This is a genomic window from Neptunicella sp. (genome assembly GCF_048268085.1).
In the GTDB taxonomy this organism is placed as follows: Bacteria; Pseudomonadota; Gammaproteobacteria; order Enterobacterales; family Alteromonadaceae; genus Neptunicella.
Genome location: NZ_JBLWWF010000007.1, coordinates 27492 through 48576, shown reverse-complemented (window position 1 = coordinate 48576; position 21085 = coordinate 27492). Strand labels below are relative to the sequence as shown.

The 21085-nt window shown below is 42.8% G+C and carries 19 protein-coding genes; 11 read left to right on the top strand and 8 right to left on the bottom strand.

Annotation, left to right across the window (positions count from 1 at the left end; genetic code table 11):
- Window positions 1–29: 29 nt before the first annotated feature.
- The 8 genes from pyrD (at window position 30) to ACTD55_RS07405 (ending at window position 9028) form a co-directional block, all read left to right on the top strand.
- A complete protein-coding gene (pyrD, locus tag ACTD55_RS07440) occupies window positions 30–1037 on the top strand; it encodes a quinone-dependent dihydroorotate dehydrogenase (RefSeq protein ID WP_438863692.1) in 1008 nt (335 codons plus the stop codon).
- A gap of 5 nt (window positions 1038–1042) precedes the next feature.
- Window positions 1043–1570 (top strand): cell division protein ZapC domain-containing protein, encoded by a 528-nt coding sequence (locus tag ACTD55_RS07435; protein ID WP_438863691.1) that lies wholly within the window; start codon window positions 1043–1045, stop codon window positions 1568–1570.
- A gap of 133 nt (window positions 1571–1703) precedes the next feature.
- A complete protein-coding gene (rlmKL, locus tag ACTD55_RS07430; RefSeq protein ID WP_438863690.1) occupies window positions 1704–3809 on the top strand; it encodes a bifunctional 23S rRNA (guanine(2069)-N(7))-methyltransferase RlmK/23S rRNA (guanine(2445)-N(2))-methyltransferase RlmL in 2106 nt (701 codons plus the stop codon).
- A complete protein-coding gene (locus ACTD55_RS07425; RefSeq protein WP_438863689.1) occupies window positions 3799–4032 on the top strand; it encodes a glutaredoxin family protein in 234 nt (77 codons plus the stop codon). Before rlmKL ends, ACTD55_RS07425 begins: the two co-directional genes overlap by 11 nt.
- Entirely contained in the window at window positions 4029–5927 is a 1899-nt protein-coding gene (gene uup / locus ACTD55_RS07420; RefSeq protein ID WP_438863688.1) for an ATP-binding cassette ATPase Uup, read from the top strand. Before ACTD55_RS07425 ends, uup begins: the two co-directional genes overlap by 4 nt.
- 19 nt (window positions 5928–5946) lie before the next feature.
- Window positions 5947–7602, top strand: a complete 1656-nt coding sequence (locus tag ACTD55_RS07415) for a DUF3466 family protein (protein ID WP_438863687.1) — start codon at window positions 5947–5949, stop codon at window positions 7600–7602.
- Between the two features lie 313 nt (window positions 7603–7915).
- Complete coding sequence (gene rmf, locus ACTD55_RS07410; RefSeq protein ID WP_438863686.1) at window positions 7916–8098, top strand: ribosome modulation factor; 183 nt, start codon at window positions 7916–7918, stop codon at window positions 8096–8098.
- Window positions 8099–8275: 177 nt separating this feature from the next.
- The gene (locus tag ACTD55_RS07405) at window positions 8276–9028 is read left to right on the top strand and encodes a phosphatase PAP2 family protein (RefSeq protein ID WP_438863685.1); all 753 of its coding nucleotides are present in this window, start codon (window positions 8276–8278) and stop codon (window positions 9026–9028) included.
- Here ACTD55_RS07405 and ACTD55_RS07400 read toward each other — a convergent pair.
- From ACTD55_RS07400 to ACTD55_RS07385, 4 genes are read right to left on the bottom strand one after another with little or no spacing between them, the layout of a single operon-like run.
- The gene (locus ACTD55_RS07400; RefSeq protein WP_438863684.1) at window positions 8989–9576 is read right to left on the bottom strand and encodes a hypothetical protein; all 588 of its coding nucleotides are present in this window, start codon (window positions 9574–9576) and stop codon (window positions 8989–8991) included. The two genes, ACTD55_RS07405 and ACTD55_RS07400, sit on opposite strands and share 40 nt — an antisense overlap.
- A 14-nt stretch (window positions 9577–9590) precedes the next feature.
- The gene (locus tag ACTD55_RS07395; RefSeq protein WP_438863683.1) at window positions 9591–10088 is read right to left on the bottom strand and encodes a hypothetical protein; all 498 of its coding nucleotides are present in this window, start codon (window positions 10086–10088) and stop codon (window positions 9591–9593) included.
- A gap of 10 nt (window positions 10089–10098) precedes the next feature.
- A complete protein-coding gene (locus tag ACTD55_RS07390) occupies window positions 10099–10683 on the bottom strand; it encodes a hypothetical protein (RefSeq protein WP_438863682.1) in 585 nt (194 codons plus the stop codon).
- The gene (locus ACTD55_RS07385) at window positions 10683–12023 is read right to left on the bottom strand and encodes a peptidoglycan recognition protein family protein (protein WP_438863681.1); all 1341 of its coding nucleotides are present in this window, start codon (window positions 12021–12023) and stop codon (window positions 10683–10685) included. The genes ACTD55_RS07390 and ACTD55_RS07385 overlap by 1 nt, the downstream gene beginning before the upstream one ends.
- A gap of 357 nt (window positions 12024–12380) precedes the next feature.
- On the opposite strand from ACTD55_RS07385, the gene ACTD55_RS07380 reads away from it, so the two are divergent.
- From ACTD55_RS07380 to ACTD55_RS07370, 3 genes are all read left to right on the top strand, one after another.
- A complete protein-coding gene (locus ACTD55_RS07380; protein WP_438863680.1) occupies window positions 12381–14570 on the top strand; it encodes a molybdopterin oxidoreductase family protein in 2190 nt (729 codons plus the stop codon).
- A gap of 72 nt (window positions 14571–14642) precedes the next feature.
- Entirely contained in the window at window positions 14643–16565 is a 1923-nt protein-coding gene (locus ACTD55_RS07375) for a DmsC/YnfH family molybdoenzyme membrane anchor subunit (protein WP_438863837.1), read from the top strand.
- Window positions 16565–16963, top strand: coding sequence for a hypothetical protein (locus ACTD55_RS07370; protein ID WP_438863679.1), 399 nt, complete (start codon window positions 16565–16567; stop codon window positions 16961–16963). Before ACTD55_RS07375 ends, ACTD55_RS07370 begins: the two co-directional genes overlap by 1 nt.
- On the opposite strand, the gene ACTD55_RS07365 is transcribed toward ACTD55_RS07370, so the two are convergent.
- The 4 genes from ACTD55_RS07365 to ACTD55_RS07350 form a co-directional block, all read right to left on the bottom strand.
- Window positions 16960–18552, bottom strand: coding sequence for a ShlB/FhaC/HecB family hemolysin secretion/activation protein (locus tag ACTD55_RS07365; RefSeq protein WP_438863678.1), 1593 nt, complete (start codon window positions 18550–18552; stop codon window positions 16960–16962). The two genes, ACTD55_RS07370 and ACTD55_RS07365, sit on opposite strands and share 4 nt — an antisense overlap.
- A 99-nt stretch (window positions 18553–18651) precedes the next feature.
- Window positions 18652–19545 carry an FAD:protein FMN transferase gene (locus ACTD55_RS07360; protein WP_438863677.1) on the bottom strand — a complete coding sequence of 298 codons (894 nt, stop codon included), beginning with the start codon at window positions 19543–19545 and terminating at the stop codon, window positions 18652–18654.
- Between the two features lie 26 nt (window positions 19546–19571).
- Window positions 19572–20870: a DUF3570 domain-containing protein gene (locus ACTD55_RS07355; RefSeq protein ID WP_438863676.1), complete on the bottom strand. Its 1299-nt coding sequence runs from the start codon at window positions 20868–20870 to the stop codon at window positions 19572–19574.
- Window positions 20861–21085, bottom strand: a complete 225-nt coding sequence (locus ACTD55_RS07350) for a DUF4266 domain-containing protein (protein WP_438863675.1) — start codon at window positions 21083–21085, stop codon at window positions 20861–20863. Before ACTD55_RS07350 ends, ACTD55_RS07355 begins: the two co-directional genes overlap by 10 nt.

Sequence of the window (21085 nt, the reverse complement as noted above, 5' to 3'; positions counted from 1 at the left end):
TTTTAACGTTTTAATCTAGGAAACCCAGCGTGTATAACCTGTTGCAAAAAGCCTTATTCCAATTAGACGGGGAGCTGTCCCATAATCTCACCATGACAGGACTAAAATATACCCAGCACAACCTGTTAGCAGGATTGTATCGGCAAAATGTGGCGGCTAAGCCGGTTAACGTGTTGGGTATGCAATTCCCCAATCCCGTAGGTTTGGCAGCAGGGTTGGATAAAAATGGTGAGTGTATTGATGCCTTTGCGGCAATGGGATTTGGTTATATTGAAATCGGCACCGTGACCCCGAAACCCCAGGCTGGCAATGACAAACCCAGATTATTTCGCTTACCAGATGCTCAGGCCATTATTAATCGCATGGGCTTTAATAACAAAGGGGTGGATTATTTAGTTGAGCAAGTTAAGTCGGCTGAATATAAAGGCATTTTAGGTATCAATATTGGTAAAAATAAAACCACCGAAGAACAACATGCACTGGATGATTACTTAATTTGTTTACGCAAAGTGTACGATCATGCCAGCTATGTGACGGTTAATATTTCATCGCCGAATACGCCGGGATTACGTAATTTACAGTATGGGGAAGCATTAGATAATCTGTTAGCCGGTTTAAAAGCCGAGCAGCAACTATTATCCGACAAGTTCGGTAAATATGTCCCTATATTGGTGAAAATAGCGCCGGATTTAACTGATATTGAAATTGAAGGCGTGGCCGCCTCATTAACTAAAGCCTCAATTGATGGGGTGATTGCCACCAACACAACCTTGGCCAGAGATAAAGTGGCGGGTCTACGTTATGCCAATGAAGCGGGAGGCCTGAGTGGTTCCGTGTTAACTGAGCAAAGCCAATATGTGCTATCTAAACTGGCCACCGTGCTTGATGGTAGTATGCCAATTATTGGGGTAGGGGGGATTGATTCAGCGGATACTGCTCAGCAACGCCTAGATGCTGGAGCATCGCTAATCCAAGTCTATTCAGCCTTGATATATCAAGGTCCCGAATTGGTTCAAAACATCATCGATTCGCTCTAAGCCTTATGCTGCAACCTTCAATTCAATGGTGTTGGTATTTTGAACAACAGCACCAGTGCCTGGCACTGGAGCTGGATGATATGTTGTGTTTAACCCCATATCGGCAAAAACATCTGTTACCTGCTGCGATGCAACGTCAGGGATTCAATTTAGAACAACTGGATTACTATACGCAGGTAGCGGAGAAGCTGAGTCATTTTGAACAACAGTTTAGTGCAGCCAGTGCCACTCAAATTGCCATTTATGCCACAGCAGTGAATAGTTTCTACCGCCCGTTAATGCCTAAAAGCTGGTATTTCAAACGTCAGTTATCCGTTGGTCATCATCATGGCTTAGCGGTGTTGGAAAATACATTAGGCCAAGGAGCGGTGCTGATTATTGATAAAGATAAGACTTGCAGTTTATGTATGCTACTGAGTCAAACCATGCAATTGGATGAGCATCACCAATTGGGGCAATTCTCGGTGATTAAGGTGATGAACGATTGTTTATTTCCTTATTTTCCTGAACAAAGTGATCTTAAACTGGCCTGATTTGAATAAAATCAGGGCGATTACAAATATTCACCGATTCATTCACCCCTTTTGATTGCAAATCACTTATAATCGCGCCGTTTAAATCCGATTGGTTGCAGACTCTGTAGCACAGAGACAAAAAAGGTGAAGCATGTTTGAATTAGTAGTAACAAGTGCAAAAGGTCTGGATGAATTATTGCAAACTGAATTGCAGCAGCTTTGCCCTGAGCGTTCTACCAAACTAAAACCTGGGCAAGTGTTGTTACAAGGTGATTTGGCCGATGCCTATCGAATCTGTTTACATTCCCGCTTAGCCAATCGTGTTTTACTCAAACTAGCCCATGGCAGGGTCGATCAAGCTGAAGATTTATATCGAATTGCTGACTCAGTGAAATGGTCTGAACACTTTGATGTGCATCATACTTTTATGATTGATTTTATTGGTACCAATCGAACGATCAATAACAGTCAATTTGGTGCGCTTAAAATTAAAGACGCGATTGTCGATCAATTTAACAGTTATCTGGGTAAGCGACCCTCGGTGAGTAAAATTAACGCCGATATTCGTATTCAAGCTCGTTTTTGGCGTGAAGAGCTGAATATTTATCTGGATATGTCGGGTAAGAGCTTGCACCAGCGACATTATCGACAAGATGCCGGTAAGGCACCGCTAAAAGAGCATTTAGCCAGTGCTATGCTGATGCGCAGTGGGTGGGCGGCTAATATGGATGCCCCTTTGTATGATCCTATGTGTGGCTCTGGTACTATCGTTATTGAAGCTGCATTGATGGCGGCCAATATCCCTGCCGGACATAACCGCAAGGTATGGGGATTCTCAAAGTGGCGTCAACATGATGAGACCCAGTGGCAACAAATCGTTCAACAAGCCGAAGCTAATATAACAACCGTTACCACCGATATTGTGGCTAATGATATTGATTCGCGTGTGATCAATGTGGCCAAAAGCAATGCCCGCTTGGCGGGAGTTGAAGACTATATTCAATTTAGTTGTGCTGATGCCGTGCAATTTGTGCCACCAGTGAAGTCTGCCGGCTATTTAGTTAGCAATCCGCCATATGGTGAACGACTCAGCGAAATTACCGCGCTATTGCCGTTGTTTGATGAGCTTGGATTGCATTTAAAACGGCATTTTCAACAATGGAAACTGTCGTTATTAACCTCTAATCGAGAGTTATTCAGGCAATTAAAACTTTCCGCCAAAAAAGAATACCAGTTAATGAATGGTAAGCTGGAATGCCAGTTGGTTAACTATGATATGAACACTCGCAACAGCGAAATTCGTGATAGCCAGCCACTAAACAGTGATTTCGCCAATCGCCTGGGGAAAAATATTCAGCGCAGCAAAAAATGGTTAAAGTCACAGAACACCGACTGTTATCGGATTTATGATGCGGATTTACCGGAATATAATGTCGCGATTGATTGTTACGCAGATTGGGTGGTGGTACAGGAATATGCCGCCCCGAAAGATGTGCCTGATAACAAGGCGCGCCAACGTATTCATCAGATTTTAGCGGCCTTACCCAGAATTATGTCGTGTGATCCGGAAAAGGTGGTACTCAAAGTCAGAGAGCAGCAAAAAGGTAAAGATCAGTATCAAAAATTGGCTCAGCGTCACGAGTATCTGGAAGTACATGAAAATGGCGCCAGATTTCAGGTTAATCTTCGAGACTATTTAGATACCGGCTTATTTCTCGATCACCGTATTACCCGGCAATTAGTTCAGCAACGAGCTAAAGACAAACATGTGCTGAATCTGTTTGCTTATACCGGCAGTGTGTCGGTGCACGCGGCATTAGGTAAAGCCGCCTCGGTAACCACGGTCGATATGTCACACACCTATATCGATTGGGCCAAACGTAATTTTCAGCTAAATAGGCTCAGTGGCTCTCAATATCAATTTATTCAGGCGGATTGCACCACTTGGTTGGCCGATCATCAGGCAAAATATGATTTGATTTTTATAGATCCACCGTCATTTTCAAACTCAAAGCGGATGGATAATACCTGGGACGTACAGCGTGATTATGTGCAGTTATTAACTCAGGCAAAAGCCTGCTTAAAACCGGGTGGAGAAATTATCTTTTCTAATAATTTACGTCGCTTCAAACTCGACGAGGAAGCGATTAAGTCACTGGGTTTGCATATTCAAGACTGGACGCAAAAAACCTTACCAGACGATTTCAAGCGTAACCCCAAAATTCATCACTGCTGGTTATTAACTGATGCCAATTAGCCTTATTTTATATTCAACTGAAGGTTGCCATTTATGTGAACAAGCGAAGGCAATTATTCAGCAATATCCGCAAAACGTTACACTGGAAGAAGTGGATATCGCCTATGACGACTCATTATTCGCGCGATACGGTGTGAGTATTCCCGTTGTAAAGCGCCAAGATACCCAGCAAGAATTAAATTGGCCTTTTGATTTAACCTTATTATCCGGATTTTTAGCTTGAGTACCTTATTACAATTAAAAAACGCATCATTGAGTTTAGGCCATCCACCGTTATTGGATGGGATAGAATTATTGGTTAAATCCTCCGAAAGGATTTGTTTAGTAGGACGCAATGGCTGCGGCAAGTCGACGCTTTTAAAAGTCATTGCCGCTGATATGAAGCTTGACGATGGACAACGTATAGTGGGCAGTGATGTGGTTATCTCGCGCTTACCCCAGGATCCTCCTGTTTCGGTGGAAATGTCGTTGTTTGATTATGTAGCCGAAGAATTGGCCGAGATTGGTAAAGTGCTGCAGGCTTATTATCACCAGACAATGGTGATTGCCGAGGACCATAGCGAAGCACAACTGAATAAGTTGGAACAACTGCAGCATCAACTTGATCACCTCAATGGCTGGCAGTTTGAACAACGGATCCAGCAAGTACTCAGCCAACTGCAATTAACACCGGATCAGCAATTGTCTTCGTTATCTGGTGGTTGGCGGCGCAAAGCGGCGTTGGCGCGAGCATTGGTCTCGGATCCGGATATTTTATTATTGGATGAGCCTACCAACCACCTTGATATTGAGATGATTAAATGGCTGGAAAAAACCATTCTTGATTATCAGGGGGCAGTTGTCTTCGTCAGCCATGATAGGGCGTTTATTCGTCATATTGCCACCCGTATTGTGGATTTGGACCGAGGTAAGTTAACCAGTTATCCCGGTAATTATCAGCAATATCTGGATAAAAAAGCGGAAGATTTGCAAATCGAAGAAACCCAAAATGCCTTGTTTGATAAAAAACTCAGTCAGGAAGAAACCTGGATACGACAAGGTATTAAAGCCCGACGAACAAGAAACGAAGGGCGGGTCAGAGCGCTTAAAGCATTGCGTAATGAGCGCTCTGAGCGACGTAATGTGCAAGGTAAGGCCAAGATCCATATAAAAGAAACTCAGCAGTCGGGCAAAATTGTCTTTGAAGTTGAAGGGCTAGATTACCGTATTGCGGAAAAGCAGATCATTAAGGACCTTAATGTCAATATAATGCGTGGTGACAAACTGGCACTGATCGGTCCCAATGGTTGTGGTAAAAGTACTTTAATCAAATTGCTATTGGCTGAATTAACCCCGGATAAGGGTAAAGTTCATTGCGGTACCAAGTTAGATATTGCTTATTTTGATCAGCACCGCTTACAACTCGATCCTGAAATGAAATTGATTGATTGTATCGCCGATGGTAAACGGGAAATCATGATTGATGGTCGCAGTAAGCATGTGATTAGTTATTTACAGGACTTTTTGTTTACCCCGGAACGCGTCAACGTGCCTGTTAGCGCATTGTCTGGAGGAGAAAAAAATCGCCTGTTATTGGCCAAGTTATTGATAAAACCGAGTAATTTATTAATTCTCGATGAGCCAACCAATGATCTGGATGTAGAAACGCTGGAGTTATTGGAAGATACCCTGAGTCAATATCCTGGTACGGTTATTTTGGTTAGCCATGATCGGGAATTTGTCGATAATGTGGTGACTTCCAGCCTGTTCTTTGCAGGACAGGGAGAAGTCATTGAATTTATTGGCGGTTATGATGATATTGAACACTGGTATCAAGAGCAAAAACAAAATATCCTTGTGGCTGAAACTTCTGTAAAATCACAAAGTCCAACACCGAAGTCTTCTACTGCGAAAACGAAAAAATTATCTTACAAATTGCAATTAGAGCTGGAGCAGTTACCGGAAAAAATTGAACAGATGGAAAGTACACTGCAACAATTGCAAACTCAGGTTAATGATCCTGAATTTTTCAAACAAGACGCTGCACAATCACGCCTGACTCTGGATGAACTTGCCGAATTGGAACACCGTTTAGCAAGTGCCTATAGCAGGTGGGATGAACTTGAGAATATGAAATAAGAAGTAAACAGGAATAAAAATGAATAAAACAAGGTTGGCACCACTGTCAGCGCTAACATTGGCTTTAGTATCGATACCTACTTTACAAGCCGCGACTTATCAAGTAATCGAAATGCCTACGGGGGAGTTGAGCCGCAATAGTTATTCCACGGCGCTGAATAACTCGGGTGATTTCATTTCTACGTTAGAATTTAAATATAATCCGCCGATTAATATTGATTTACTGGATTTAGAAAGTCAGGCACTGATTAACGGTTTAACTGATATTGATGCAGTTGCCGACGGCAATATTAACGCCGATGATTTAATCTTTTTATATAACGCAATCAAAGCGCAAGATGGCAATGTGCTGTTTCAGCAAATAAGCCAGTATGGTGCGGCAAAAGGTAATACAAACGTTGCCGATAGTCTTACCGGTTTTGATATCCAGATCCCTGAAATGGGCACACTTTCCAACAGTGTTAATACCTTTGCTTATGATATTAATAATAATGGTTGGGTTGTGGGAGGAGCGACCGCTCCTTATCAAACGTTAAGCTATTTCAATGAAAATGATGTAGAAATTAAGTTGCAGATACGTGATTTTGCGCTGCGTGCATTTGTGGATATCGATGGCACCAACATTGGCCTATTACCCCCTGAAGATAAAGTGGGCGGTAAAAGTGAAGCGCGCGGTATTAATGATAATAATGAAGTAGTTGGGGCGGCAACCACGGCTATTTCGGAGAGTACCCAAGAAGCCATTGATAATTGTGAAGATGATGAAGCCCGTGGCGATGTTCCGCTTGAATACTGTTTACAGAACGTCGCATCTTCAGCGGCTTATGAAACTCGTGCAGCTTATTGGAAGCTGGATGCTGACGGTCAGGTAATTGAAACGAAAACCTTTGGCATCTTGGCTGAACCTGCTGAGGACGCTACCCGTTTTTATAATAGCCGAGCCAAGGCGATAAATAATAACGGTATCATCGTGGGCACATCAGAAGGTTTTTATAAAGGTGATCCAGATAAAGTTAGTACCTTTGCTACGATTTTTAATGATGAAGGTGAGGTTGGTATTACGGATGACAATGAGTACTTTGCCAGTGATGCAGTCGGAATTAACGATAATAATCTGGTCATTGGTCAAGGCTCTAAAACAATCAATGGTTATACTCGGCATAAGTTCTTTGTCCATGACATTGATAATAATGAAACGCTTTATCCAAAAGACTTTTTTACCGGTTCAGACAGCCTCGCTAAAGGGATTAACAACAATAATCTAGTTGTGGGTGATGGTGAAGTGGATAGTGGACTGGGTGTGGAGCGTCGTCGGCATGGTTTTATTTATGATTATAATGAACAACGCTTTACAGATTTAAACGATACCATTGCATGCGATAGTCCATATACTATTGTACAGGCTAACGACATCAATGATTTTGATGAAATTATTGGTACAGCATTGATGAAAAAAGACTTGTTTAATTTAGCCGGAGAGCCGTTATTAAATAGTGATGGCAGCCAGGCCCAAAGTGAAGTGGTGGTATCGGTTAAATTAGTACCTGTTGCGGGCGGAAGTAATGATAACTGTGAAGTTGAAGATACGGATAAGTATCAGCGTAAAGCCGGCTCAATGGGGATATGGTTCATGTTCGTTACCGGTCTAATGTTGGTATTGCGTCGCAAAATATAATATTGAGTCAAATTGGTTCGCCCCGAGCAGTGATTGTACCTGACGAGAAACAGTTCAAAGGATGCTTCGGCATCCTTTTTGTTTTCTGCGAATTCAATTTAGAAGTCTGTTTTATATCTCAAAATTATCAATTTTATGGAAGGTTTATGACAAAAAGATGTAACGATAAAAGTCCATTTAATTCATAGGGTTAACTATATTTTCCATAACTTGTTGATCAACTTTATTGAACCTATCACAGAGTTACCCTATCTATTATTTGTGGTCGCAATGATCACATCATTAATCAATAATTAGATGGATGAGGTAATCAATGAAAAGACAAAAAAGAGATAAGCTTTCAAGAGCCCATGCAAAAGGTTATCAAGCAGGAATTTCCGGTAGATCCAAAGAAAATTGTCCCCATGCAGATGCAACATCAGATGCGCGTTCTCAATGGTTAGGTGGTTGGCGAGAGGCCATGGAAGATCGAAGTTATGGATTGAGCAGTCGATAATACGTCCATAGCAATAGATTCCATTCAATCATTGTAGCTGCTATTAATTTGTTGCAAGTCAACGCAAAATTTTAGTAGCTACAATTTTCCCTTGTTGTTATTCAAATCCCTTAAATTAAGTATCAGCTAAGAAAATGTCAGTAAATTGGTTTTTTACTTTTTCAATGTGTAAAAAACATGGCATTTACTTCGATCCTCAAGCCTGTCGTTTTGGCGTTTATTTGCGTAGTGATATTGCAATATTCAGGCACTGATCTGTATCTTTCTGAATTAATTTATTATCCCGCACAGCAATGGCAATTTAAACAAAGCTGGCTTCTTAATAGTGTTATTCATCGCGGCGGCAGGGATGTTATTGGCCTTATTGTGGTGTTGATGCTTGGTGTCGCATTACGGTCTTTTTTGCCACGTTACCGTCAACATATATATAACCCGGTTTATCGTTATGTAGCATTCGCTACTATTATGTCGATGGTGACCGTATCAATGCTGAAACAATTAACGACCTTGCCTTGCCCTTGGGATTTATTTTTATTTGGTGGGGAGCGCACCAATATCCTACTGGAACGAGCTTTCTCGACTAATTTACAAATTGGCCATTGTTTTCCGTCGGGACATGCATCTGGTGGTTTTGCACTATTCAGTTTGTATTTTGCTGCTCGCGCCATTAGTAGCATTCGACAGCAAACGGGCACTATTATCGACTCTAGATTAACTCAGAATAAGTGGTTATTACCGGGAATGTTAACCGGTATTATATTTGGAGTTGCGCAACAAATGCGCGGGGCACACTTCCTGTCTCATGATGTCGCCAGTGCTGCGGTGTGTTGGTTAGTGTGTGGCCTGTTAGCTTATTTTATGTTGCCCCAGGATAACCTGCCACGGGAAAATCAGAATGTGATTCGAGTGCCTAGCATCAGTGCGGATTGACCATTTTGATACACTCCCCATACTCTGATTTTTTCATATCCTACTCCCATCAAGCCCGATACGTTACCGTCTTCTGACAGTCCAGCTCCAATATCAAACGACAATGAGCTGGATTGATTTAACGCAATACTGCGATATTTCTTTACTAGCTCGTTGTAATCAATCAATAAGTCATTAAAGTCGCGGCTTAGTTTGTCATATTGACTTACATGTTCGTCGTAGCGGGCGGTTAATTGCAAAAGATCCTGACTTGTTTGACCATATCCTGCCAATAATTTTCGAAAGTCGACAATACTGTCGGCCATAGAGTCATCATGTTGCTTATATTCGGCTAATAGCGATTTGTACTGATTTAAGGTATCTAAATCATTCGCTAATGCTCCTATATCAATGCACTGGGTCGACACCAGTTTTTGTGGCACTACAAGATATGTTTCGCCATCAATTTGTTTTGTTTGCAAGTTCTGTTTGAGAATGACATATGAACAGTCGGCTAGGGTTGTCATGCTGGACAATAAGCTAACGACAAAACCAAAAATACGTAGCATTTTATTATTCCTCGTTAATCGGGATGTTGGTTTGTGACCTGACGGTTAAAGGCAGCAATGGCTCTTAATGCATTGATATTCTTCTGACGCTGAGAAGCGAGTTGTTCACTTTCATTGTTCAGCAATGCGACTTGTTGATCGAGCTGTTGTTTACGCTGCAAGTCTTGATCAGAAGAGAGCTCCAGCCGCTTTTTCTCCGCTTCTAAATGATCTAAGGTTTGTTCAATCTTGATTTTCTGCTCACGGATAGATTCGGTTTCATTTTGCAGTGTCGATAAACGACCTTTTAGTTGTTGGTGATCCTGTTGTAGTTTTTGCCATTGGTGATCGGCTTCTTTAAGTTTTTTCTGGTTACTATAAATTTGATAAATTCGCAGGGCAGCTAATGATAATCCCGCTGTTAACACATGACCTCTGATTTTTGCTGGCAATAATAAACAAGCAATAATCAGCGCGATTAAACCAATCACGACGCCTAAATAATCTGAATACTGACTATATAATTCAAACATAATCACTCCTTTAATGGGTCTTGCGCTTTTGTTTGGCTTTTTCCAGTGCCGTAATGATTTTATGCAAGGGACCGGCACCTAGTCCCATGGCAATACCGGTTAGTATTTGATGCAGCAGGATTAGCCAATGGGAAGGCGCGGAGTTGGGTGACTGCTTAAGTAATTGGCTGATTAACGCAAACATATCAATATTGACAAGTACGGCGATAATAATCCCCAATAGGCCACCCAGTACTTTTAGGCTGAATTTGATGCTGAAATGCCGCAGTTTTGCTGCCGATAATGAAGCTACATCAGTATAAGCAGGATCGTCTATTTTTAAACGTGCCAGTAGGGTGCCTATCACTCGTTCACGTATTTTAGCTAGTTGCACACTGGTCTTTTGGCTTTTTTCGGTTGCGCTTAAGTTGTTGATATTAAAGTCATGCAGACGTTTTTGCAGATGAATGGCCCGACAATTCCAGAAATTAAACCAGCCACATTTAATCTCGAATAGGGTATAGGTCGCCATGACTATTTCTAAAATTCGTTCAATCACCATGGCAATAAATAACGCACTGGTGATTAACACCAGAGCAGAATGCGTTCCGTCCATTAGTGCGCCTCCTGTGAATAGAGATAGTTTTTATGTTGAAACCGCTCAATTTGTTGCATGGCTTCAGGGTGATTTAGCCATGCCAAGTAAAAGTGACTGACTTGTTTTTGCAATTGAACATGAGGAAAATTGGAGCCTGGACACACTGTTTGACCCGCTAAAACATCGCAGTGGGGTAAAATATGGCTATCAAAATCTAATTTTATTTGCGCATATAGGTGGGTCCACAACGCAATAACACGTGCACCTGACTGAAGTTGGTTTTGCGTCGGCTGCTGGATCCCATATCGTCCATCGTTATTCGCATATTTATCGCCATCAGCCAGATGGAAGTTGCCGTGAAAAGCGATACCGAGGCTACGATTGTTATAAGCTTTAGTGTGATTGCCGACTCTGTCCCACCGGCAAAATGGTTTAATTGCGCCATCAGGCATAATGACGCAGTGATAACCGGTAGACCATTGTTTGGCGATCAAAAATTCATCAACAATCGCCTGAAAGCCTAACTGACTATGCATCGCAGTATGATGATAAACAATTAAATTAGGTTCACCCTGACGTAAATTACGCTCTTCTAACGAGTCAGGTCTTACGCCTCCCTGATAATTAATTGGCGTCCATATATCGGCAATATCACCGACTTCCATTTGGAGAGTGGCAGTTGAAACTACGGGTGTATCGTTGGCACTGGCCACTATTTCCTGTTCTTTTGACTCGTACTCAACGGGCTGTTCGAGTTCAGGGACTTTCTTACTGGTTAGGAAGGTTATCAATAAATGAATCGGCTGCGCTCCTCCTGCAATCACCAGTCCGGTCAATATATGATCAGCCACTTTTAAACTTGCTGAAAGTGTCATCCAGTCTTTTAACATAAGCATGCTGAGTAAATGGATATTCATTAATGAGCTGATTGCCACGGCAAACCCAAAAGCGCTGAGTAAATAAAATAATTGCAAACGGGCGCGGTTTAAATCGGCTTCAGTGGGCGAGTCGAGCTGCTTTAACGCGATTGAGCTGGTTTTTTCAAACAAGCGCTCTTCCATAATGGCAAAGTCACCATCTTTAAATAACTTTTGTTGGTATTGTTCAGATTGAAGATCAATTAAAGGAGACAAATTAGCCGTTTTATCTTCAAGGTTATTGAGTACAGCATGATATTTCTTAAGGGCTTCGTTAGCCTTTTGGGGCATAAAGGCGCTTTCTTGCAAGGCTTGGGATTTGACCTGATTGGCGTTGGCACCATCAATCACATGTTTTAGAAACTCGATAATTCGTTCAATCAATAACGAAAAACCGGCAGCGACAGTCAGTGCAGTAATAATGGCATCAATGTCTGACATAGTGTGTCCTCTGATAAAACCAATTAATCCAATACAACGAGCTAAATTGGGCTCAGAGGAAGCGCAAGGGGAGTACAACCCACCAAGTATAGTGCAGAAATAAAATGTTCATTGATTGTTGGTTAAACATCCTCCGCTGATGCCATTTTTTATGAGTGTTCCTTTTTGGTGCGCCATTTTAACCATGCACCATATTGTGACAATGGCACCGTAATGGCCCACAAAAAAATCAAGGTTAGAATCTATCTATTTGAAATATAAAGAATAAATATGTGGCTTGAGAATTGCTAATTATCTTTTATCGATATATGCATCAGTAAAATGCTTACCGCTTTAACTCAGTCAGGATCATAACTTATGCTGTTTGGCCGTAAAAACAGAAAACCTATTGTTATTCCCAGCAAAAAAATAAAGGAATGGAAGTACACCACTTGCAACTATTGCTCAACCGGCTGCGCAATTGAAATTGGTCTGAATGATCAAAACAGAATTGTGACCACCCGAGGCCATGCCGGGGCGGATGTAAACCGTGGCAAACTGTGTATTAAAGGCTTGCTGGAGCATGAATTATTTGAAAGCCCGGGACGGGGTACAGAACCGCTGATCCGTAATAAGCATTATGAAAGCTTTGAAAAAACCAGCTGGGACAATGCACTGGATGTTACCGCGCAGAAAATTAAGGATATTCAGGCTAAGTACGGCAAGGATTCCTTTGCGGTAGTTTCCACCGGGCAGCTATTAACCGAAGAGTTTTACACCTTGGGGAAGTTGGTTCGAGGCTGTATTGGTACTAACAACTATGATGGTAATACCACCTTATGTATGGCCTCTGCCGTCAGCGGTTATAAACGCTCCTTCGGCTCTGACGGCCCACCGGGGTGCTATGACGATTTTGAGCATACCCATTGTTTTATGGCTTTTGGCTCCAATTTGCCCGAGCAACATCCAATTATTTACTGGCGGTTAAAAGAAGCGCTTGAGAAACGCAAGTTTCCATTGATTGTGGTGGATCCCCGGGTGACCATGCTCGCCCAGTTTGCCGATATTCATTTACCCATTACACCCGGCACGGATTGTGTGCTGATCAACTCAATGATGCATGTGATCATTAATGAGGGGTTGCAGGATCAGGCTTATATTGATGCTCATACCCAGGGTTTTGACGAGATCAAGGCACTGGTACAGGATTACGATCCCAAAGTCGCACAACACACGTGCGGTATTGATGAAGATACCATTCGTAATGTGGCCAGAATTTATGCCAAGGCACCGGCTGCGATGAGTATCTGGACTATGGGGATTAACCAGTCTACTCATGGCTCTGATGGCGTGGCCAATATCAACAATCTCAATCTGATCACCGGTAATATCGGCAAGCCCGGCGGTACCAGTTTATCCATCACCGGCCAGTGCAATGCAATGGGCACCCGTGAATGGTCATCTTGCTCGGGATTGCCGGGCTATCGTTATCTGGAAAACGAACAGGATCGTCAGGAGATCGCAGATTATTGGGGAATTGATAAAGATTTTTTCCCTACCAAAAGAGGACTTTCACAAACGGATATATTTCCGGCTATTGAGACCGGTGAAATTAAAGGTTTATGGCTGGTTGCCACCAATCCGATGACCTCGATGCCGAATACGGGACGTATACGTAAAGCGATGGAAAAACTGGAGTTTTTGGTGGTACAGGACGTGTACGAAGATGTGGAAACCAATCAGTATTCCCATGTGTATTTTCCGGCTTCGGTGTGGGCAGAAAAAGAAGGATGCCACACCAATACTGAGCGGCGGGTTAACTTAACCAGTAACGTGTTACCACCGTATGCCAATTCCAAACCGGACTTTTGGATCTTTAACCAGATGGCTAAACGTTTTGATAACGGCAAGGTCATTCATTTTCCGGACAAAGCGGAACAGGCCTTTGAGGAGATGAAGTGGTTATCCAAGGGAAAAGACCGAACGCTGGATATTTCTGGCATGAGCTATGAAAAAATTATCGCCGCCAGAGGCATTCAGTGGCCTTATCGTGAGGGAGCCGAAGGACTCAAAGGTGATCCACGTTTATATACCGATGGAAAATTTCAAACCCAAAGCGGTAAAGCCAACCTGATCCCGGTCAGGTTTTACAACAACAACGAACAACCCTGTAACGATTATCCCTTCTGGCTAAACAGCGGTCGGGTGGTGGAACACTTTCATACTCGTACCCGTACCGGCAAAATTGGTAACTGTAACAAGTTCAGCCCTACACCTTATATGGAAATGAATCCCGATGCAGCCAAAGAGGCGGGTATTCAACACCAAAGTTATGTCAGGCTGGCTAGCAGACGAGGGGATGCCGTAGTACTGGTGCAGTTAACCCACCGGGTCCCACGTAATATGGTATTTATCCCGTTTCACTTTCATGATTGTGTTAATCGTTTATCACTGGGATTACTTGATCCCTATTCACGTCAACCGGCATTTAAGCAGTGTTCTGTGCGGATCGAACCGGTGGATCAGGCTGAAGCGGCCCGCTTAAATGTTGAACGACGCACATACTAGTTACAGGAGTTGAAAATGAATCAGGTGATACAAGATAAAGATTTAGCGGTAGAAACCTTTGATCCAAAAGCAATGGAAACGGGTAATGAGCAACAAGGCCGATCCAGTCATTGGGAAGTCCGCACCCAGGAACAACAATATGCTTTTTTGCCCGAGCAACCTATTGCTGACAAAAACCGTTACGGACAACTTATCGATTTGGTCGATCTTAGCGGGTTACCTGCCGGTCGATCGATGTTTATTAATGAAAACCCTGAAGTAGGCAGTAATCCTAACCGCAATAAGCAACATGGCTTTTTCTTTACGGCGGATAACTGTATTGGTTGTCACGCCTGTGAAGCTGCTTGTTCGGAAAAAAATGAGAATCCGGCGCATATTGCTTTTCGTTCGGTAGGATATGTAGAAGGGGGCTCATACCCCGACTATAAACGTATGAACATCTCGATGGCCTGTAATCACTGTGATGATCCGGTATGTCTTAAAGGCTGTCCCACCAAAGCGTATACCAAACATGCCGAATACGGTGCGGTATTACAAGATCCTGAAACCTGTTTCGGTTGTGGCTATTGTACCTGGGTCTGCCCTTATAACGCGCCACAGCTTGATCCGGTAAAAGGTCGCGTGTCCAAGTGTAATATGTGTGTAGACAGACTAGAAGTGGGTTTAAAGCCGGCTTGTGTGTCTGCTTGTGTGGGCAATGCACTGGATTTTGGTGTGATTGAAAATACTCCGCAAAATCGGGAGCAATGTAAAACTCAAATTCCCGGTTTTCCCGATCCGGAGATCACCCATCCAAATATCCGTTTCCAGCAAACTAAAACCATGCCAATTGAAATGAATCGTACCGATTCAATGCCGGTTAAATATCATCGCGATAATAAAGGTGACTACAAACCGGTCATTGACCAAAAGGTGGGTAAGGCGCGGCATTGGAATTTTTCAAAACTGAATAGCCGCGAAAATCCCCTCGTGTTATTTACCTTATTTGCCCAAGCGGCATTAGGAACGTTCTTTATTCCTTTTATCGGTGCCTTACTGGGTAATGAATCGCTGCAACTTTTTATGGCCTCCGATGCTTTTTTACCTTTGTGTGTGCTGGCGGTAGTCATGACGTCTTTCGGGTTGTTTATGAGTGTGACCCATTTAGGCAAACCTTTTCGTTTTTATCGGGGGTTTAATAATTTGCGTTATTCGCCTATGAGTCGCGAGGGATTTGGACTGGCGATGTTTAGTGCCGGTGCCGGATTAACCGCATTATTTGCCCTACCGGGCAATCAATGGGTCAATCAACTCAGTACTGATCTAATCGGACTGAATTTAGCCCGTCTAACGGCTGAATTGCCGATGCAAGAGCTAATGATTGGGGCAGGGTTGTTTGCCCTGCTAGCTGGTTGTGGCGGATTGTATTATATGAATAAGTGTTATCAGATTAAAGCGCGTCCTTTTTGGAATCACTGGCAGACCGCGACTTCTTTTGTGGGCAACAGCTTGTCGTTGGGGGCCTTTGTCTCCGGTACGGTGGTATTAACTGCGCTATATCTGATGGAACAAAGTCTCAATGCCGCACTGCCCATTTTTACCCTGACCTTTATCAGCGGTATGTTGCTCGAAGGAATTGGTCTGGCGGGGCATCAGTATGATCTTAACCGCAGTGAAAATGAAGGCGGGGCGGCGCACTACATTCAATCCACCACCTTTGGTAAAACCTATGTATTACGCAACTGGTTGCTGGGATTTAATATTTTGGCCGCATTAGGCTTGCTGGCGTTAAATGTTGTTGGGGTGAATCCTCCGCTAATTTTGTTGCTATGGACAGGATTAGCCTTGCTAAACTGTTTTACCGCAGCGATAGGCCGGGCACTGTTCTATATTCTGGTCATACCCACCACCATGCCTGGCGCCTTTTTCTGGAAAAATAAAGGTTTTGAGCAGCACGCCAGAGATATTGGTTTAGCTAATAACCCTGCCACTGGAGTGGCGCCATTGGCGCATTAATGATGAAGTCACTAACTAGCTTACAGGACTGTTTAGATAAAAGGTGTGTCATTGGGTTAACCTACTTTGACTTACAAGGGCAGATCATTAAGCAAACATTATTGGCAGGACAGGTGACCCAGGTTGATCAGGAAAAAGGGATTACACTGCAATTACTTAGTGAAGGCCAGGGTAATCAAGCGGATTTTATTCTACCGATAGACTTATCTTGTTGGTTTAGCGCCCCTAAAGGTGAATACCATACCAGTAGTCAACAGCGCAAAATGCTCAACCCCGATTACTTAGTAACGTGGGATATTTACCAAACTCAGAATAATAAAGCCAATGGTCAGCATCAGTGGTGGGAATGGGTTCCTCGTTGTCAGCACCCCACAGTCAATCAGAAAGACACTAATTAAAAAGCATGTTTGACTTCGAGACGGATTTCCCAATTGCTAATGTCTGGATTGGCAGAGATGGGATGGGCCAGATCCATATGGATAACTTGTTGCTCGCTGGAACGGGTGGAATAAAAACGGGCGCCCAATCCAATACTTTTCAACCAGCCATTTTCATCGTTGGGCATTAATGGAGAACCCGTTGTTCTGCCCATATCAAAAAAGGCCGTGCCGCCTAATTCGAATAACTTAAATAAATTAATCCGCGGATAATAACGAATTTCAGAAGTGAGCAGAATACTGTTATCACCATGCTGATATTGTTCTGGATAACCACGTAAATTATTATCCCCCCCTAATGTAACTGGCTGGTCGATAAATTGATTACGCGAAAAGGTACTCAACGCTTTGCCATAAAGGGCCCATTTTGCAGCGAGTTGATAAAATAGCTCGGCATTCACCTCTGCCTTGAGGCGACGGGGCTGATTTATGGTTTTATTGGACTCAACATCAATATGGGTTAGCAATAAGGTATCGTCATTAATTTCAATTCCCTTACTTACTTGCCAGTTCCATAACAGGCTAGTCTCAGTATTGTTATTCGCGGGGCTAACGCCTACTTGACTGCTGAAGTACCATCCCAGATTAAAATCCTCAATCCGATCAATTAGGTGAATATTGTTTAATTCTTTATAGCCATTTTCAATGTACTCGATACCAAACCAGACATAGTTAAACTCCCTGTCGTCAGGCACCGTATCGGTGGTATTAATTGATTCGAAGTAATCCACTTGGCTTTGAAAGCCAATTAAGTAACGAAATGTGGACTCACCATCGTGTTGATCTAACCAGCCATAACTTAACTCGCCATAATGCAACTCATGTTTAAACTGATACATGTCGTGGCTGTTTTGATAAATGCTATCAGTGCGGGTTTCGTGGTTATAACCGATTCGACCGGCATAGTCAGATTTAAGGCTGACAAAAGGTTTATCTAAATAAACAGAAAGCTGTTTTCCATCATTATTGTTTTGTAAACGGATGTTGGCGACGCTATTGAGGCCAATAAATAACGGAATTTGGCTGTCCAGTTTGTAGCCATTGCGTTGTGGATTGGTAAAGTAATCAAAATCAGCATCAATGCCTAATCCCAACACATTTCTATCTTTAACGCCGATGGCAAAATGGTTTTTACCGCCTTTGCGACCGAAGTCAACGGTCGGCAGCAGTGACCAGTTGTCCCACGTCTCAACTTGTACTTTCTGATGACCTTGTTCATCGATTTTTGCGACTACTTTGGCGTCACGAATATAACGCCTGCTGCGTAAATGCCTTTCTACCTCTGCTAAATCGTCTTCGTTTAGGTCGCATGGCGGCATAAAAGCCACTTCATTTTCCAAGGTGACTGGTTTGGTATCAATATGTAAAGAGTTGGCCAATTTATGGAGCCAGATTATATCCGGCTGACTTTCGTCAAAGATTGGGTGGATAATAAAATCGACATCAACCGGTTTCTCACAGGCGAAGGTCTGAGAGCAACAAAATGACAAAAACAGCATATTGGCAGTGCGGCCTAATGCGTAACGATTTGAAAGTTGGATAAAGTTCAAATGAGGATCTACATCAGTTATTTAATAACAGCATATTGAGATAACCTTAACAATTTCTGAAGCTAGGTAAAATTATTCTTCAATATAATTTATTGGCGACTAACGAATACACCAATATTGTACCTGTTGTTGTTGTAAAAATGATTCGGCTTGGGGCCCCTGCAATAAAGCAATGGTGGTTATCAATCCAGCCTGTATACAATGCTGATTGATGACGGTTACCGAACGTGGAGCATCTTTGACTGGATAGCCGGTTTTGGGATTTAAAATATGGCTGTAGCGGACGCCATCTTTTAGCAGGTAACGTCGAGCATCACCACTCGTCGCCAGTCCACCTTGAGCGAGTTGAATGATTTTATAAGGAGTATCTTCAATATCCGGATGTTCAATACCAATTTGCCATCCTTTACCTTGTTTACGTGGACAAGTGATTTGCACATCTCCGCCGAAATTGACTAATACCGAAACAGTTGGGGCAAGTTTTTGACATAATTTAGCGACTGAATCTACCGCATATTCTTTACCGATACCGCCAAAGTCCAATTCAAATCCACGGGGCAGGGTAACTGACTGGCTGTCGAATTTAACCCGTCGCCAACCAATGGATTTTTGCAATGAGTCTACCTGTTCGGCAGTGGGTATATTGTCTGAACCATCAAACTTCCAGATTTTTCTCAATACACCTGAAGTAATATCGAATAATCCCTGACTCAACTCAAAACAGGTATCGGCAAAGGTAAGTAACTTAAATGTTTCATTATCCAAGCTTACGGGGTGACCATTTGCCTGGTTTATCTGGCTAATGATACTGGTATCCAAATAACGACTGAATTTGTGCTCAATCCGTTTAGCTTCGTTGTAAGCCTGTTCGACTAAGCGCATAGCGACATCCTTATCGTCACTCTCAATCAGTATTTCACAAGGACTGGCCATAGCACTAAAACGACCACATATGTGGTCGTTATTTACTTGGATAGTAATGTGGCTATTCATCAATCCAGATAGTCCCTATCTGTGGCTTAGAAGCTATAATTTACCTGCGCAATAACCGCTTTTACTGTCGGAAATAGGGCTTGTTGCTGCAAAACTCCCGGAAGTTCAACGCCATTATTTTTGGGTGTTTGTTGATAATACTCCAGCCTGAAGGCCAGTTCATTACCATTATTCAACGTCGTTCCATATTTTACCCCCAGAGTGTAAGCCGTCATCTCACCAATTCGATAATCGGCGCTGGCAAATTCCGGTACGCTATCTTGTTGGTTCAAGAAGGGCGTATAAAAGTCAGCGGCGCTTTGCTGATAGTACCGAAAATGCGGTTGAATATAACTATGGTTACTGAGGTTAAAGCGTAATTTACTGTCAATGGTGTGAGAATCAATGTCCCAATCATCAGTGGAAAAACGGTAGGAGACATCTGCAACGCCGCTATCCATCGCATATTTAGTTTGCCAGTAAAAATTATGCCGAGTACGTGAATCTGGTCGATTCTCATACAATAATTGTTGAGTGAATCCTTGTTGGTCCACCAAACTAACGACTTTGAATGGATCGGTCAGGTAGCCGTCAATTTGTGACAACCCATAATTAAATTGCATAATGGTTCTGCGGTTGATGACTTGTGTCACCCCGAGTAACAAATCAATGGTATCTTTGTTATCACTCCCATCCAGACGAGTGGCATCAAAGGCATTTTGATAGGCCTGCTCACTGCTAAATTGTCCGTTATCAATAACCATTGATGAAAGTGCGACAGGTCGGCCCCCTTCAGGATCAATGCTGTCATAGGCGTAGGATAAGCCAGCCGATAATGTGGTGTTTTTGTTGTAAAAATCCCATGCCAGTGAAGTATTCAAGGCAATAGACAGATAATCATATTCTTTTGACAGATGAGCGCCGGATGTAATTCTTGTGTCAGAGAATAGTGGTTGAGTCCACTGTGCATCAACTTGCACACGAGTGTCATGAAATGTGTCATCCAATGGTGTATCACCAGGATTAATCTGATACTGACCTTTGCCTGAAGGTCGAGTAAAGGTCTGAATATCAGGCTGTGCCACTGCACCGGAAGCTGAAGCACCCGTTAATGCATCCACCACCATTTTGCCGTTGAATATATGTTCATCGCCAAAATCTTTGCGGGCATTGAGCACGGTTTCCAGAGCGGTGACTCTATCGGTTTCGCCGTAATAAAGCACTGCAGTATCAAATTGCCAGCCTTCATCGTCGTCTGCCGCTGTCGCACTCGTTGATGTACCTAATAAAGCACATGTCGCAGCGGCCAGCGCGGTATTTATATTGGCGTGTTTTGTTAGTTGCATCCACAACCTCCACCACCAAATGCGCGACCACCACTTGTCGCTTCTTTACTAAAGTAAATATGCTCATCCAGCCCAACATCAATACTGTCAGCATCTAACATCATTTCATCTTTTGCCAGCAGATCTCTTTCCCATGGATTGACACCGAGTGAAGCGCATCCGGATAACTGCAGTAAAGTAACGACAAAAGTAATACGCAATAATTTATTTTTCAT

Bases quoted from the DNA above. Each gene is read 5' to 3' on its own strand.
- ACTD55_RS07435 (WP_438863691.1), top strand. From the start codon at position 1,043: ATGCTGCAACCTTCAATTCAATGGTGTTGGTATTTTGAACAACAGCAC.
- rlmKL (WP_438863690.1), top strand. From the start codon at position 1,704: ATGTTTGAATTAGTAGTAACAAGTGCAAAAGGTCTGGATGAATTATTG.
- ACTD55_RS07425 (WP_438863689.1), top strand. From the start codon at position 3,799: ATGCCAATTAGCCTTATTTTATATTCAACTGAAGGTTGCCATTTATGT.
- ACTD55_RS07415 (WP_438863687.1), top strand. From the start codon at position 5,947: ATGAATAAAACAAGGTTGGCACCACTGTCAGCGCTAACATTGGCTTTA.
- rmf (WP_438863686.1), top strand. From the start codon at position 7,916: ATGAAAAGACAAAAAAGAGATAAGCTTTCAAGAGCCCATGCAAAAGGT.
- ACTD55_RS07405 (WP_438863685.1), top strand. From the start codon at position 8,276: ATGGCATTTACTTCGATCCTCAAGCCTGTCGTTTTGGCGTTTATTTGC.
- ACTD55_RS07400 (WP_438863684.1), bottom strand. From the start codon at position 9,576: ATGCTACGTATTTTTGGTTTTGTCGTTAGCTTATTGTCCAGCATGACA.
- ACTD55_RS07395 (WP_438863683.1), bottom strand. From the start codon at position 10,088: ATGTTTGAATTATATAGTCAGTATTCAGATTATTTAGGCGTCGTGATT.
- ACTD55_RS07390 (WP_438863682.1), bottom strand. From the start codon at position 10,683: ATGGACGGAACGCATTCTGCTCTGGTGTTAATCACCAGTGCGTTATTT.
- ACTD55_RS07385 (WP_438863681.1), bottom strand. From the start codon at position 12,023: ATGTCAGACATTGATGCCATTATTACTGCACTGACTGTCGCTGCCGGT.
- ACTD55_RS07380 (WP_438863680.1), top strand. From the start codon at position 12,381: ATGCTGTTTGGCCGTAAAAACAGAAAACCTATTGTTATTCCCAGCAAA.
- ACTD55_RS07375 (WP_438863837.1), top strand. From the start codon at position 14,643: ATGGAAACGGGTAATGAGCAACAAGGCCGATCCAGTCATTGGGAAGTC.
- ACTD55_RS07370 (WP_438863679.1), top strand. From the start codon at position 16,565: ATGATGAAGTCACTAACTAGCTTACAGGACTGTTTAGATAAAAGGTGT.
- ACTD55_RS07360 (WP_438863677.1), bottom strand. From the start codon at position 19,545: ATGAATAGCCACATTACTATCCAAGTAAATAACGACCACATATGTGGT.
- ACTD55_RS07355 (WP_438863676.1), bottom strand. From the start codon at position 20,870: ATGCAACTAACAAAACACGCCAATATAAATACCGCGCTGGCCGCTGCG.
- ACTD55_RS07350 (WP_438863675.1), bottom strand. From the start codon at position 21,085: ATGAAAAATAAATTATTGCGTATTACTTTTGTCGTTACTTTACTGCAG.